The 13,461-nt window shown below is 67.0% G+C and carries 10 protein-coding genes; 3 read left to right on the top strand and 7 right to left on the bottom strand.

Annotated features, from left to right (window positions below):
- Positions 1-3: 3 nt before the first annotated feature.
- On the top strand, positions 4-2,715 hold the full coding sequence (locus tag ABWL39_RS18615) for an HAD-IC family P-type ATPase (RefSeq protein WP_367794922.1): 2,712 nt from the start codon (positions 4-6) through the stop codon (positions 2,713-2,715).
- A 43-nt stretch (positions 2,716-2,758) separates the two neighbouring features.
- On the opposite strand, the gene ABWL39_RS18610 is transcribed toward ABWL39_RS18615, so the two are convergent.
- The 7 genes from ABWL39_RS18610 to ABWL39_RS18580 form a co-directional block, all read right to left on the bottom strand.
- The gene (locus ABWL39_RS18610; protein ID WP_367794920.1) at positions 2,759-3,961 is read right to left on the bottom strand and encodes an alanine--glyoxylate aminotransferase family protein; all 1,203 of its coding nucleotides are present in this window, start codon (positions 3,959-3,961) and stop codon (positions 2,759-2,761) included.
- 287 nt (positions 3,962-4,248) lie between these two features.
- Positions 4,249-5,187 carry a hypothetical protein gene (locus tag ABWL39_RS18605; RefSeq protein WP_367794918.1) on the bottom strand — a complete coding sequence of 313 codons (939 nt, stop codon included), beginning with the start codon at positions 5,185-5,187 and terminating at the stop codon, positions 4,249-4,251.
- A 144-nt stretch (positions 5,188-5,331) separates the two neighbouring features.
- Positions 5,332-7,254 carry a bifunctional tRNA (5-methylaminomethyl-2-thiouridine)(34)-methyltransferase MnmD/FAD-dependent 5-carboxymethylaminomethyl-2-thiouridine(34) oxidoreductase MnmC gene (mnmC, locus tag ABWL39_RS18600; protein WP_367794915.1) on the bottom strand — a complete coding sequence of 641 codons (1,923 nt, stop codon included), beginning with the start codon at positions 7,252-7,254 and terminating at the stop codon, positions 5,332-5,334.
- Between the two features lie 66 nt (positions 7,255-7,320).
- Positions 7,321-8,829, bottom strand: a complete 1,509-nt coding sequence (gene lysS, locus ABWL39_RS18595; protein ID WP_367794912.1) for a lysine--tRNA ligase — start codon at positions 8,827-8,829, stop codon at positions 7,321-7,323.
- A 44-nt stretch (positions 8,830-8,873) separates the two neighbouring features.
- The gene (locus ABWL39_RS18590; protein WP_367794909.1) at positions 8,874-9,377 is read right to left on the bottom strand and encodes an inhibitor of vertebrate lysozyme family protein; all 504 of its coding nucleotides are present in this window, start codon (positions 9,375-9,377) and stop codon (positions 8,874-8,876) included.
- 25 nt (positions 9,378-9,402) lie between these two features.
- Positions 9,403-10,507 (bottom strand): peptide chain release factor 2 gene (prfB, locus tag ABWL39_RS18585; protein WP_367794907.1). Its coding sequence is split into 2 segments (ribosomal slippage): positions 9,403-10,425 and positions 10,427-10,507, totalling 1,104 coding nucleotides; the frame shifts between segments, so codons are not numbered across the junction.
- A 190-nt stretch (positions 10,508-10,697) separates the two neighbouring features.
- Positions 10,698-11,339, bottom strand: coding sequence for a carbonic anhydrase (locus ABWL39_RS18580; RefSeq protein WP_367794905.1), 642 nt, complete (start codon positions 11,337-11,339; stop codon positions 10,698-10,700).
- Positions 11,340-11,564: 225 nt separating this feature from the next.
- Between ABWL39_RS18580 and pheA the strand changes: the two genes are divergently transcribed.
- On the top strand, positions 11,565-12,635 hold the full coding sequence (gene pheA, locus ABWL39_RS18575) for a prephenate dehydratase (protein ID WP_367794903.1): 1,071 nt from the start codon (positions 11,565-11,567) through the stop codon (positions 12,633-12,635).
- Between the two features lie 220 nt (positions 12,636-12,855).
- The gene (locus ABWL39_RS18570) at positions 12,856-13,437 is read left to right on the top strand and encodes a TIGR00730 family Rossman fold protein (RefSeq protein ID WP_367794901.1); all 582 of its coding nucleotides are present in this window, start codon (positions 12,856-12,858) and stop codon (positions 13,435-13,437) included.
- Positions 13,438-13,461 lie beyond the last annotated feature (24 nt).

The following is a 13,461-nucleotide window of genomic DNA, read 5'->3' as shown; positions in this document are numbered from 1 at the left end:
ACCATGCCCAGCCAGCCCATTCCCGAAGATCAAGTGCCCGCCTGGCACGCCCTGCCGGCCGATGCCGTGTCCCGGCAGCTGGATGTCGAGGCGGAGCGCGGGCTGGCAGCGGACGAGGCTGCGGCGCGGCTCGCCCGCTTCGGCCCCAACCGGCTGCCGGCCGTGGCGGGCCGCAGCGCCTGGCGGCGCTTCCTGTCGCAGTTCAACAACGTGCTGCTGTACGTGCTGCTGGCCGCCGGCGCGGTGACCGCGACGATGGGCCACTGGGTCGATGCCGGGGTGATCTTCGGCGTGGTGGTGATCAATGCCGTCATCGGCCATATCCAGGAAGGCCGCGCCGAGGCGGCGCTCGATGCGATCCGCCAGCTGCTGTCGCTCAAGGCCATCGTGCTGCGCGACGGCCAGCGCGTCGAGCTCGATGCCGAGCAGCTGGTGCCCGGCGATGTCGTGGTCCTGCAGTCGGGCGACAAGGTGCCGGCCGACCTGCGCCTCATCGCCTGCCGCAGCCTGCGCATCGATGAGGCGGCGATCACCGGCGAATCGGCACCCGTCGACAAGCAGACCGGGGTGGTCGATGCCGCCTGCGCACTGGCCGACCGCAGCTCGATGGCCTATTCCGGCACGCTGGTCACCTACGGCCTCGGCCGAGGCGTGGTGGTGGGCAGCGGTGCCGCGACCGAGATCGGCCGCATCAGCTCGCTGCTGCACGCGGTCAAGCCCCTGACGACGCCGCTGTTGCGGCAGATGGCGCGCTTCTCGGCGAGCCTGACCTGGGCCATCCTCGCCGTGTCGGTGCTGGTGTTCGGCGTTGGCGTGCTGTGGCGCGGCTATGGCTGGGGCGACATGTTTGTCGCCGTGGTGGGGCTCGCGGTGGCGGCGATCCCGGAAGGCCTGCCGGCCATCATGACCATCACGCTGGCCATCGGCGTGCGGCGCATGGCGCAGCGCCAGGCCATCATCCGCCACCTGCCGGCGGTCGAGGCGCTGGGCTCGGTTAGTGTGATCTGCACCGACAAGACCGGCACGCTGACGCGCAACGAGATGATGGTGTGCCACCTGGCGACGGCGGCCCGTGAGTGGGCCGTGTCGGGCTCGGGCTACGCACCCGACGGCGGCCTGCGCGAGAACGGCACCGTGCTGGCGCCGGAAAGCCTGCCGGAGCTGGCGCTGATCGGCCGTGCCGCCGTGCTGTGCAACGATGCGCGGCTACGCAACGAAGCAGGCCGCTGGCTGCTCGAGGGCGACCCGACCGAGGGCGCGCTGCTGACGCTGGCGATGAAGCTCGGCCTCGATCCCGCGATCGAGCGCGAGGCGCGGCCGCGCATCGACGTCATTCCGTTCGAATCCGAATACCGCTTCATGGCCACGCTGCACCACGGCCACGACGGCGACGGGCTGCTGTTCGTCAAGGGCGCGCCGGAGAAGCTGCTGGCGCTGTGCCGGCTGGCGCGGCAGGGCGAGGTGGATGTGCCGCTCGACCTTGCCTACTGGCAGGCCTGTTGCGACCGCCTGGCGGCGCGCGGCGAGCGGCTGCTGGCGCTCGCTGCCAAGCCGGTGGCGGATGGCCGGCGCCAGCTTGGCTTCGGCGACGTCGAGCAGGGGCTCAGCCTGCTGGCCATCGTGGGCATGAGCGACCCGCCGCGAGCCGAGGCGATTGCCTCGGTGCGGCAGTGCCACGAGGCCGGCATCGACGTGAAGATGATCACCGGCGACCACGCGGCCACTGCGCTCGCCATCGGCGCCGAGCTGGGGCTCTACGTCAGCAGTGGTGCGCTCACCGGCCAGGCGCTCGATGCGCTGCCAGCGGCCGACTGGCCGGCGGCCGTGGCGCGTACCGGCGTGTTCGCGCGCGTCAGCCCCGAGCACAAGCTCAGGCTGGTCGAGGCGCTGCAGGCACAGGGCCGGGTGGTGGCGATGACCGGCGATGGCGTCAACGACGCGCCGGCGCTCAAGCGCGCCAATGTCGGCGTGGCGATGGGCATGAAGGGCACCGAGGCCGCCAAGGAGGCGGCGCAGATGGTGCTGGCCGACGACAATTTCGCCTCGATCACGCATGCGGTGGAGGAGGGGCGGGCCGTCTACGACAACCTCAAGAAGGCCTTCATACAGATACTGCCGACCAATATCGCCGAGGCCTGCCTGATCCTGTTCCCGGTGCTGTTCGGCATTGCCCTGCCAATCACGCCGGTGCAGATTTTGTGGGTCAACATGATCTGCGCCGTCACGCTGTCGCTGTCGCTCGCCTTCGAGCCGGCCGAGGCCGGGGTGATGCGGCGCCCGCCACGTTCGCCGCGCGAGCCGTTGCTGTCGCCGCTCCTGGTGTGGCGCACGGCCTTCGTCTCGGCGCTGTTGACGGCCGGCAGCCTGGCCGTGCACCAGTGGCTCGACGGGCAGGGCGAATCCGAGCTCGTCGCCCGCACGGCGGCCGTCAACACCCTGGTCGTGGCCGAGGCCTTCTATCTGTTCAACTGCCGCTACCTGGTCGACCCGGTGCTGTCGTGGCGCGGCCTCACCGGCAACCGCATGGTGCTGCTGGCCGTGGGTGTGCTGGTGCTGCAGCAACTGGCCTTCACCTATCTGCCGGTGATGAACACGCTGTTCGGCACCGCGCCGCTGTCGCTGGCGCACTGGTGGCCGATCATCGGCTTCGGGCTGCTGACCTTGCTGGTGATCGAGGTGGAAAAACGGGTGATACGCGGGCGGGCCCGGCGTTGAGGAATCGGGCGGCGCTAACCCGCCACCCGTTGCAGGCGGGCGATCAGCCCTGGTAGCTACGCTGTGCCGCTGCCACCGCCGCACCCGGCGTAACGGAGCGGCCTTGTGCTGCCAGCACCGACTCCAGCGCGGCCAGCAGGTGCAGCACATTCTCTTCGCGGCTCGAATAGCCCATCAGGCCGATGCGCCAGATCTTGCCGGCCAGCGGGCCCAGGCCCGCGCCGATCTCGATACCGTGATCCTGCAGCAGCGAGGCGCGCACCGCCTTGTCATCGACGCCCTCGGGAATGCTGACCGCGTTGAGCTGCGGCAGGCGATGCGCCTCGTCGACGACGAAGCCCAGCCCCAGCTGTTCGAGGCCCGCGCGCAGCGCCAGGTGGTTGCGCCGGTGGCGCGCCCAGGCTGCCGGCAGCGTCTCTTCCGCCACCATCAGCAGCGACTCGTGCAGCGCATACAGGCTGTTGTTCGGCGCCGTGTGGTGGTAGGTGCGCGTGGTCTCGCCCCAGTAGCCCAGCAGCAGGTCGAGATCGAGGAACCAGCTCTGCGCCTTGCGGCCGCGCGACTTGATCTTTTCGACCACGCGCTCGCTGAAGGTGATCGGCGACAGGCCCGGTGCGCACGACAGACATTTCTGGCTACCCGAGTACACTGCATCGGCGCCCCATTCATCGACGAGCACCGGCACGCCGGCGAGCGAGGTCACGCAATCGACGATGCTCAGGCAGCCTGCCTCGTGCGCCAGGCGGCACAGCGTGGCGGCGTCGGAGAGCGCGCCGGTCGAGGTCTCGGCGTGCACGAAGGCCACGACCTTGGCGTCGGGGTTGGCGGCCAGCGCGGCGGCCAGCTTGGCCGGATCGACCGGCTTGCCCCATTCGTCGTCGACCACCACGGCCACGCCGCCACAACGCTCGACGTTCTCGATCATGCGCCCGCCGAACACTCCGTTGCGGCACACGATCACCTTGTCGCCCGGGTTCACCAGGTTGACGAAGCACATCTCCATGCCCGCCGAGCCGGGGCCGGAGACGGGGAAGGTCAGCGCATTGCGGGTCTGGAAGGCATAACGCATCAGCGACTTCAGCTCCTCCATCATCGCCACGAAGGCCGGGTCGAGATAACCGATGGTCGGGCGCGCCAGCGCGGCCAGCACGCGTTGCGGCACGTCGGACGGGCCGGGGCCGAGCAGCGTGCGCACCGGCGGCGCGAAGGACTGGATGGTCTGGTGTGGCAGATAGTTGTCGGGCATGAAGGTCTCCTGAGTAGCGCTCGTATTCTTGTTGGAAGGCGTAGCCTACCCTTGGAAGCCGGGAATATGCAAACAGGATGACGGCCGGGTGACAATGGTGCGTGTTGCCCCTGGCGGTGGGGCGGGCCCGGCCCATTCAACATGCTTGGCCGACATGGTCGTCGCTGGGCCGAGAGAGGAAGGCCCGGGCTGGCTCGAGGCGTGCTCGTCGGGACGGTAGCCGAGGCTGCTTGCTTCGTGGGTCTGATCGGCATGCCAGCCGAGGCACGCCAGCGGCGAGGCGGCTGCTATTCGCTGCCGGCCTTGGTGCTCCTGCGCGCGGCCTGCAGGATCGCCCGGTAGCGCACCTGCTCTTCTTCCGGCAAGCGGCTGGCATAGTCCCGGGCGGCAGTGTCGGCGAGGCTGTCGAGGCCGGGGAGCTGCTCGACCTGCCGGATCACCTCCTGGCCGAACAGAGACTTGGTGCAGGAAACGTGGAGCGGGATGGGTGCCACCACGCTGGCCACCGGGATGTAGACCAGCCTGCCGATCGACGGATCGTTGCGCGTCCAGTGGTGGACTACCACGCTGTGGCCCAGGGTCACGTCGAAGCGGCCTTTCGACATCAGGCGCACCAGGTTCCGCAAGGTCGAGCCCGGTGCTTCGTCGAAATAGCGGATGGCGTCGGGGTAGCCCTTGCCGATGTCCGCCAGTTGCCGGTCGATCAGTGAGTCGAAGCTGACCGACTTGAATATTCCCAGATGGTGGGTGCCATCGCCGAGCACGTCTTCGAGCCGCAGTGTGTCGTCGTGAGCCAGCGGGCGCAGCGACTCGGCGGTTTCTTCCTGCATGACGAGGCGTACCGGCAAGGCCAGCAGATACGGTTTGCTGGCGAACAGCGCAAATTGCTCACGCGCCGGGGTGCGTATCATCAGGATCGAACACACCGGCTCGCCGCGTCGCATCAATGCTTCACGTCGCCTGCTGGTGGTGATCTCGACGCGGTGGGCAAATTCGGGGAGGCGTTCGATCAGCGCCTTGCGGTAATTGTCGCCAAACCCACCGCCTCGTCCCTCGCCATGCACGATGGTGGCTGGCGGCTCGTGGGATACCAGCCAGCGGATGGTTGGCCGCTGATCCGCTGCGGCCGCCATGTTGAACAGGGAGGTCGCGAGCCATCCGGCGATGGCCGGCAATGAGCGTGACACCGTGGCAAGGCTCGATACCCGACATCTCATGACGTTCACTCACCCCTGTTGACGCAAGCCCGGCCGGGCATGGATGCGGCCCGCCACGAGGCCGCGCCAGCCATTTCATATGTAGCAGAGTGCGGGCGCGACTTCCATCGGGGATTGGCCGGCGGCCAGTTCGGCGTGCCGGCCGGGCGGGGCCTATTCCACCGTGTCGTCGCTGCGCTGCGCCTTGCCAAGCCGCAGCAGGAAGCGTGCCGGGTCGACTGCATCGGCCAGGTCGCGTTCGACGGGCCAGGGCTCGCCGGCGATCTGGCTGGCCAGCAGCTCGCCCGCCAGCGCGGACCAGGTCAGCCCGCGCGCGCCAAAGCCCAGCGCGCAGTAGAGCCCTGCGTGGCGTGGCACGAGCAGCGGGCGGTGGTGCTTTTGCGGATCGAAGGCCGCGGCGTCGGCAATGGGGCCGATCAGCGGCATGCGATCGGGCGAGGCCGGGCGATAGCTGATGCGGCCCGGCAGCTGCGCGGCATCGATGCCGGCGGTGAAGCCGGGAAGCAGGCCTTCGGCCAGCGCCAGGTTGCTGCGGTGCCCGGCTGCCTGGGCCAGCCCAGGCCCGCCGGCCTCGCTGGCGCCGACGGCGCGTACGCCGTTCCAGGTGGGCGTCACATAGCCATCGCCGCACACCACGATGTCGAGCGGCGGCGTGGCATGCGCCGGGACGCAGCTGAGCTGGCGCCAGGCCTGCGTCAGCGGCAGGTGGGCGGTCTGGGCGAAGTGTGCGCCACCAGCGGCCGAGGCGATGACGAGGATGGGTGCGCTGGCAACGAGCCGCCCCGTGCCGTCGAACACCTGCCAGTGCTCGCCGTCGCGCACGATGCTGGCGATCTCGACGTTGTAGTGTGGCCGGATGGCAGCGGCGAACGCCGCCAGATTGGCGGTGCAGATCGACGCCGGGTTGGCCCATGCACCGTGGCCGAACCACCAGCCTCCATGCTTCACCGCCCTGCCTGCGAGGCGGCTGGCGGCGTCGGCATCGACAAAACGGGCAAATTCTGGCGCCAAGCCGAGTGCATCGATCACGCGCTGCTGGTGGGCCGCATCGTCGGCGTCACTTGCCAGGTGCAGTACGCCACTGGTCTTCCACCAGCCGGTGGCCGGTGCGCTGGGCGAGATGGCCGCCAAGTGCCGCAAGCCATACAGCAGCGCGGCGCGTGACAGCCGTGACTGGCGGTTGTCGTCGAGCGACATCACCGGCAGCAGCACGCCGACCGGGTTACCCGAGCATTCCTGCGCCGGCCCGCTGCGGCGCTCGATCAGTTCGACACGAAACCCGCGTGCAGCGAGGCGTGCCGCCGTGGCTGTGCCGGCGAGCCCGGCGCCGAGCACGATCGCATGCCGGTCTGCCGGCGGCCTGAGGTGGCTCGGGCGCGGGTTCATGAAGCGCGCGGCCAGCATGTCACGTTTCTTGCCGAAGCCGGGGCGCTTCTCCCGTTTGAAACCGGCCGCCTGCAGGCCGTCCCGCACCAGCGCGGCCACCGTGTAGGTGGCGGCGGTCGCGCTGGGCGCGGCGAGTCGCGCGATCTGCTTGAACAGCGGTGGCGACCACAGTTCGGGATTCTTGCTCGGCGCGAAGCCGTCGAGGTAGAACGCATCGACCTCGGCCACCAGCTTGGGCAAGAGATCGAGCGCATCGCCGAGCAGCAGCGTCAGCGTCACCCGGCCGTCGTCGAGATGGAGGCGGTGAAAGCCCGGCACCAGCACCGGCCACTGCGCCAGCAGCTGTGCGGCCAGCGGTGCGAGGTCTGGCCACTGGCGGTGCAGGGTGGCGAGGTCGTCGCGCGAGAATGGGTGCTTCTCGACCGAGATGAAGTGCAGGCGTTCGCTGCGCTGCGGGTCGTCGCGCCAAGCCTGCCAGGTGGCGAGGAAGCTCAGCCCGAGGCCGAAACCGGTCTCCAGTACGACGAAGTTGGGCCGGCCCTGCCAGCGCCCGGGCAGCGCGTTGCCGCCCATGAACACGTGGTGGATCTGGCCGATGCCGCCATCGTTGGAGTGATAGATGTCGTCGAACGCGGCGGAGTAGGGGATGCCGTCGGTCGAATGGGCGAGGGTGGCGGGGATCAGGGCCATGCTGGTCGGGCTCGCAAAAGAAAAACGGACGGGCGTGCCGTCCGTTGATTTGCCTCGTGCCGAGACTTATTCCGGGCGCATTTGCGGAAATAAAATCACGTCGCGAATCGACGGCGCGTCGGTCAGCAGCATCACCAGGCGGTCGATGCCGATGCCGCAGCCGCCGGCCGGCGGCATGCCGTGTTCGAGCGCGCGGATGTAGTCGGCGTCGTAGTGCATGGCCTCGTCGTCGCCGGCGTCCTTCTGGCGTACCTGGTCGAGGAAGCGCTCGGCCTGGTCTTCCGGGTCGTTCAGCTCGGAGAATCCGTTGGCCAGCTCGCGGCCGAGAATGAACAGTTCGAAGCGCTCGGTGATGCCCTTGCGGTCGTCCGATTCACGCGCCAGGGGCGAGATTTCGATCGGGTAGTCGATGATGTAGGTCGGGTCCCACAGCTTTTCTTCGGTGGTTTCCTCGAACAGCGAGAACTGCAGGCCGGCTACGCCGTCGGTCGCGACGAGCTTGCCGCCCAGGCGTTCGATTTCCTGCTTGAGCCAGGCGCGGTCGTTGAGCTGTTCCTCGCTGTATTGCGGGTTGTACTTGACGATGGCCTGGGTCACGGTGAGGCGCTCGAACGGCTTGGACAGGTCCACCGGCTTGCCCTGCACCTCGACCACGGCATGGCCGTGCACGGCGCGCGCGCATTCGCGGATGACGGTCTCAGTCAGCTCCATCATGCGCTTGTAGTCGGCGTAGGCCTCGTAGAACTCCATCATGGTGAACTCGGGGTTGTGGCGCGTGCTCATCCCCTCGTTGCGGAAGTTGCGGTTGATCTCGAACACCCGCTCCATGCCGCCCACCACCAGGCGCTTGAGGTACAGCTCGGGGGCGATGCGCAGGTACAGCTGCATGTCGAGCGCGTTGTGGTGGGTGACGAAAGGTTTGGCCGCCGCGCCGCCGGGGATCGGGTGCATCATCGGCGTTTCGACTTCGAGGTAGCCCTCGTTCACCATGACTTCGCGCACGCGCTGCATGATCTTCGAGCGATTGATGAAGGTGTCGCGGCTCTGCTCGTTGGAGATCAGGTCGAGGTAGCGCTGGCGGTATTTCTGCTCCTGATCGGTCATGCCGTGGAACTTCTCGGGCAGCGGGCGCAGCGCCTTGGCCAGCAGGCGGATTTCGGTGGCCTGCACGGTCAGCTCTCCGGTCTTGGTCTTCATCAGCGTGCCGCGGGCGGCAACGATGTCGCCCAGGTCCCAGTGCTTGAACGCGGCGTGCGCATCGGCGCCCACGCTGTCGTTCGAGATGTAGAGCTGGATACGGCCCTTGCCGTCCTGCAGCGTGGCGAAACTGGCCTTGCCCATCACGCGTTTGAGCATCATGCGGCCCGCAACCGAGACTTCGATCTTGTCGGCTTCGAGCGTTTCCTTCTCGGCTTCGCCATACTTGGCGTGCAGATCGGCGGACAGGTGTTCGCGCTTGAAGTCGTTGGGGAAGGCGATGCCTTCCTTGCGGATCTCTGCCAGCTTGGCGCGGCGTTCGGCCATCAGCTGGTTGTCATCCTGGTGTGCGGTGCCTGCTTCGATGTTCTCGTTCATGTGGATTTACCTTATTGCCGCCCAATCAAGTCGGGCATGAAAACTTACCAGTTCGGATCGCTTTGCAGTTCGGCGAGCAGCAGCGACTTGATTGCGCCACTTGGTTCACCGAGCCAGATATATCTTGCGTTGGCATGACGGCTCATCGGATCGCTGGCGCCGACATTGTCGGGAATGCTGATCCAGACGCCCCAGGCCTGCTTGCGCGCCTTGTCGAACAGCACGAGCAGGCGGTTGTTGGCGCAGTCGTGCTGCTTGCAGCTCGATGCCAGCTCGTATTGCCGCTTGTCCTGAAACACCAGCCTGCTCGGGCTGCTCGGCCCGGTGGCGGTGCTCACCCAGCTCGGCAGATCGGTGCGCGCGGCCAGTGCGGCCCAGGCCTCGCGGTAGCCGGGCTTGGCCACCAGGTTGAACAGATAGTCGCCCTGGAAGCCGCCGCCGATGTTCTGCCCGGACTGCGTGGCGGACGTCTTGGTGGCGGCCATCGCCGACACGGGGAGGGCAGCCATGCCGGCTGCCAGCAAGATCGATGCGATGGTGCGTTGCATGCTTCCCTCCTTGATATCGGCCGATTTACACGCCTTGCTTCAGGCTCGCCTGGATGAAGATGTCGAGGTCGCCATCCATCACGCCCTTGACGTTGCCCACTTCGACGTTGGTGCGCAGGTCCTTGACGCGCGACTGGTCGAATACGTAGGAGCGGATCTGGTGGCCCCAGCCGATATCCGACTTGCTGTCCTCGAGCGCCTGCTTGGCCTCGTTGCGCTTGCGCAGTTCGAGCTCGTACAGGCGCGCGCGCAGCATGCTCATCGCCTCGTCGCGGTTGCGGTGCTGCGAGCGGTCGTTCTGGCACTGCACGACGATGCCGGTCGGCATGTGGGTGATGCGCACGGCCGAGTCGGTCTTGTTGATGTGCTGGCCGCCGGCGCCGGATGCGCGGAAGGTATCGGTGCGCAGGTCGGCCGGGTTGATCTCGATCTCGAAGCTGTCGTCGATTTCGGGGTAGACGAACACACTCGAGAATGAGGTGTGGCGGCGCGCGTTCGAATCGAACGGCGACACGCGCACCAGACGGTGCACGCCGACTTCGGTGCGCAGCAGGCCATAGGCGTATTCGCCGGAAATCTTCAGCGTGGCGCTGGAAATACCGGCCACTTCACCTTCGGATTCTTCGAGCACCTCGACCTTGAAATCCTTGCGCTCGCAGTACTTGAGGTACATGCGTTCGAGCATGCCGGCCCAGTCCTGCGCCTCGGTGCCGCCCGCGCCGGCCTTGATGTCGATGAAGCAGTTGTTCGGGTCCATCGGGTCATTGAACATGCGGCGGAATTCGAGGTCGGCCACACGCTTCTCGATCTCGGCGACGTCGGCCTCGACGGCGGCGACCGTGTCCCAGTCCTCTTCGGCCCGGCCCATCTCGAACAGCTCACGGCTATCGGAGATGCCGCTGGCGATGCTGTCGATGTTGAGCACCACGCCCTCGAGCAGCTTGCGCTCCTTGCCGAGCTCCTGGGCTTTCTTCGGGTCGTTCCAGACCTCGGGGTCTTCGGTCAGGCGGGTGACTTCTTCGAGACGATCCTGCTTCTGATCGTAGTCAAAGATACCTCCGCAGCTCGTCGTTGCGGGCAGCGAGGTCTTGCATGGTGTTGGCGATCTGGTTGAGGCGTTCAGCTTCCATTGCCGGTAATCCTTGATGCGAAGGGGCGTGACGCGCAGGCCCCAGCGGGTGAACTAAAACCGGAAATTGTACCAGAATCGCGGGGTTGCGCGGTGCGGTGCAGCAAAAAAGCTGGGCCGGTGCCGGAAAATGAAACGGCCCCGCAGATTGCGGAGCCGTCGGGTTTTGCTGGCGGCCGGGGCCGCTTGCCTCAGTTCTGGCCCAGCGACTTGAATTCGCCCGACCTGCCGTCGTAGCCAAGCAGCTCGCCGTGCTCGATGTCGAAATACCAGCCATGCAGATTGAGCGTGCCGGCCTCGACGCGCTCGCGTATCCACGGGAAGGTCAGCAGATTGTTGAGCGAGACGAGGATGGACGCCAGCTCGCAGGCGCGGATCTGCTCGTCGAGCGGCTTGCCGGCGTACTGCTCCCACACGCGCTGGCGCGCCGGTTCGGCAATGCCCATCCAGCGGGCGAGGTAGCCGGCGGAGGCGGTGCCCATGTCGTCCTTCATCAAGGCGCTGATGCCGCCGCAGCAGGCGTGGCCGAGCACGATGATGCGCTCGACGTTGAGTACCGACACGCCGAATTCGAGCGCGGCCGAGACCCCCTGGTTGGTCGGGCCGACTTCGCGCGGCGGCACCAGGTTGGCGACGTTGCGAATGACGAACATGTCGCCGGGTGCGCAGTCGGTGATGATGGCCGGGTCGACGCGCGAATCGCAGCAGGCGATCACCAGCGAGCTGGGTTTCTGGCCTTCGAGGTTGAGGCGCTGGAACAGGGCCTTGTCGTCGGAGAAGTATTTTTGCTTGAAACGGCCGAAGCCTTCCAGGAACTTGCTCAGGTCATCCATGGGCACTCCTTGTCATCTGTATTTTCGGCAACCGCGCATTGTGAGGCAAACCGGCGGTAATCGAAAGCAGGGTTTACCAGCAAGTGATGACAAGCCTGTTGCAGCGACCGCTGCCGGGCCTGCCGCGCATGTGGACAATGGTGCTGTCGGGGCCGGCGGCGTTCCGGCCGTACGCACGTCTATGCTATGCTGCGGCTGATTTTCATCATTTTATTGCAGCGCGACATGTCCGACGAGCTTATCCGCCAGCATCGTGATGCCATCGACGCCCTCGATGCGCAAATTCTCGACCTTCTCAACCAGCGCGCCCACCATGCCCACGCCATTGGCGTGCTCAAAGGCAGCGGCGTGGTGTATCGGCCCGAGCGCGAGGCGCAGGTGTTGCGGCGGATCAAGCTGCTCAACCAGGGGCCGCTGCCGGGCGAATCGGTGGCGCGCCTGTTCCGCGAGATCATGTCGGCCTGCCTGAGCCTCGAGAAGCCGCTGACCATCGCCTTCCTCGGCCCGCGTGGCACTTTCAGCGAATCGGCCGCGGTCAAGCATTTCGGCCACGCGGCGAACCTGCTGCCATGTGATTCGATCGATGAGGTGTTCCGCGCGACCGAAGCGGGGCAGGCGGACTACGCCGTGGTGCCGGTCGAGAACTCCACCGAGGGCGCGATCGGCCGCACCCTCGACCTGATGGTCAAATCGCCGCTCAAGGTGTGCGGCGAAGTGGTGCTGCGCATCCATCAGCACCTGATGCGCAAGTCCGAGTCGCTCGACGGCGTGAAGGTCGTGTATTCGCACGCCCAGTCGCTGGCCCAGTGCCACGAGTGGCTGAACAAGAACCTGCCGCATGCCGAGCGCGTGGCCGTGGCCAGCAATGCCGAGGCGGCCCGGCTTGCCTCGCTCGACCCCGAGGCGGCGGCCATTGGCGGCGAGGCGGCGGCGGAGCGCTACGAGCTGTTCAAGCTGGCCTCGAACATCGAGGACGAACCCAACAACACGACACGCTTCCTCTCCTTTGGCCAGGCCGATGCGACGCAGTCCGGCCACGACAAGACCACCCTGGTGATGAGCGCCAAGAACCGCCCCGGTGCCATGGTCGAGCTGCTGGCGCCGCTCGCCGCGAACGGGGTGAGCATGACCAAGTTCGAGTCGCGGCCATCGCGCGATGGGTTGTGGGAGTACGTGTTCTTCGTCGACATCGAAGGCCATCATGCCGATGCCGCGGTCAGTACGGCCCTGGCGCAACTGGCCGAGCGGGCCGTGATCCTGCGCGTGCTGGGCTCGTACCCGGTGGCCGTGATCTAGCGCGCACCGCGAAAAACCGGCTGCGCGGGCGCAACCCGGCGTCGGTTTCTCGTTTGGGCATGGCCTGTCCGTCAGGTCGGCCCCGCCTTCGTTGTGAGCCTTTCCTGACTTGCGCTCGCAACGGCTTTTCGAGGTGCGCTATAAAATCAGCCGGCAGGCACCACCGCCTGTCATTTTGGTGTGGTGTGCTGCCGACCCCTGAACTGTTTTTCGAGACCCGATGAAAACGATCTGCGTATTTTGCGGCTCCCGCTTCGGCAAATCGCCGGTCTACCGCGACACCGCCCGTACGCTCGGGCGCCTCCTGGCCCTGCGCGGGCTGACGCTGGTGTATGGCGGCGGCAATGTCGGCCTGATGGGCGAGGTGGCCAATGCCTGCCTCGATGCCGGCGGCAAGGTCATCGGCGTGATCCCGGGGTTTCTCGACCGCAAGGAGGTCACGCTCACCGCCTGCACCGAGCTGCACGTGGTCGATTCGATGCACGCACGCAAGGCGCGCATGGCCGAGCTGGCCGATGGCTTCGTGGCGCTGCCCGGCGGCTTCGGCACCTTCGACGAGCTGTTCGAGATACTCACCTGGGCGCAGCTCGGCGTGCACGCTAAGCCGGTCGGGCTGCTCGACGCCGGCGGCTATTTTGCGCCGCTGCTGCAGATGGTCGAACACGCGATTACCGAGGATTTCGTGCGTGCCGACAACCGCGAACTGCTGCTCCACGAGACCGATGCCAGCCTGCTGCTCGACCGCATGCAGACGCATCAGGCCGTACCCGGCCCCAAGTGGAGCCTGCCTGTCGTTCCCTGATCCGGGCGTTTCGAACTGCCCATC

The organism is Chitinivorax sp. PXF-14 (genome assembly GCF_040812015.1).
In the GTDB taxonomy this organism is placed as follows: domain Bacteria; phylum Pseudomonadota; class Gammaproteobacteria; order Burkholderiales; family SCOH01; genus JBFNXJ01.
The sequence above is the reverse complement of the archived record's forward strand: the minus strand, read 5'-3'. Positions and strand labels throughout refer to the sequence as shown.

Coding starts and splice junctions, on each gene's coding strand:
- ABWL39_RS18615 (WP_367794922.1), top strand. CDS start 4: ATGCCCAGCCAGCCCATTCCCGAAGATCAAGTGCCCGCCTGGCACGCC.
- ABWL39_RS18610 (WP_367794920.1), bottom strand. CDS start 3,961: ATGCCCGACAACTATCTGCCACACCAGACCATCCAGTCCTTCGCGCCG.
- mnmC (WP_367794915.1), bottom strand. CDS start 7,254: ATGGCCCTGATCCCCGCCACCCTCGCCCATTCGACCGACGGCATCCCC.
- lysS (WP_367794912.1), bottom strand. CDS start 8,829: ATGAACGAGAACATCGAAGCAGGCACCGCACACCAGGATGACAACCAG.
- ABWL39_RS18590 (WP_367794909.1), bottom strand. CDS start 9,377: ATGCAACGCACCATCGCATCGATCTTGCTGGCAGCCGGCATGGCTGCC.
- ABWL39_RS18580 (WP_367794905.1), bottom strand. CDS start 11,339: ATGGATGACCTGAGCAAGTTCCTGGAAGGCTTCGGCCGTTTCAAGCAA.
- pheA (WP_367794903.1), top strand. CDS start 11,565: ATGTCCGACGAGCTTATCCGCCAGCATCGTGATGCCATCGACGCCCTC.
- ABWL39_RS18570 (WP_367794901.1), top strand. CDS start 12,856: ATGAAAACGATCTGCGTATTTTGCGGCTCCCGCTTCGGCAAATCGCCG.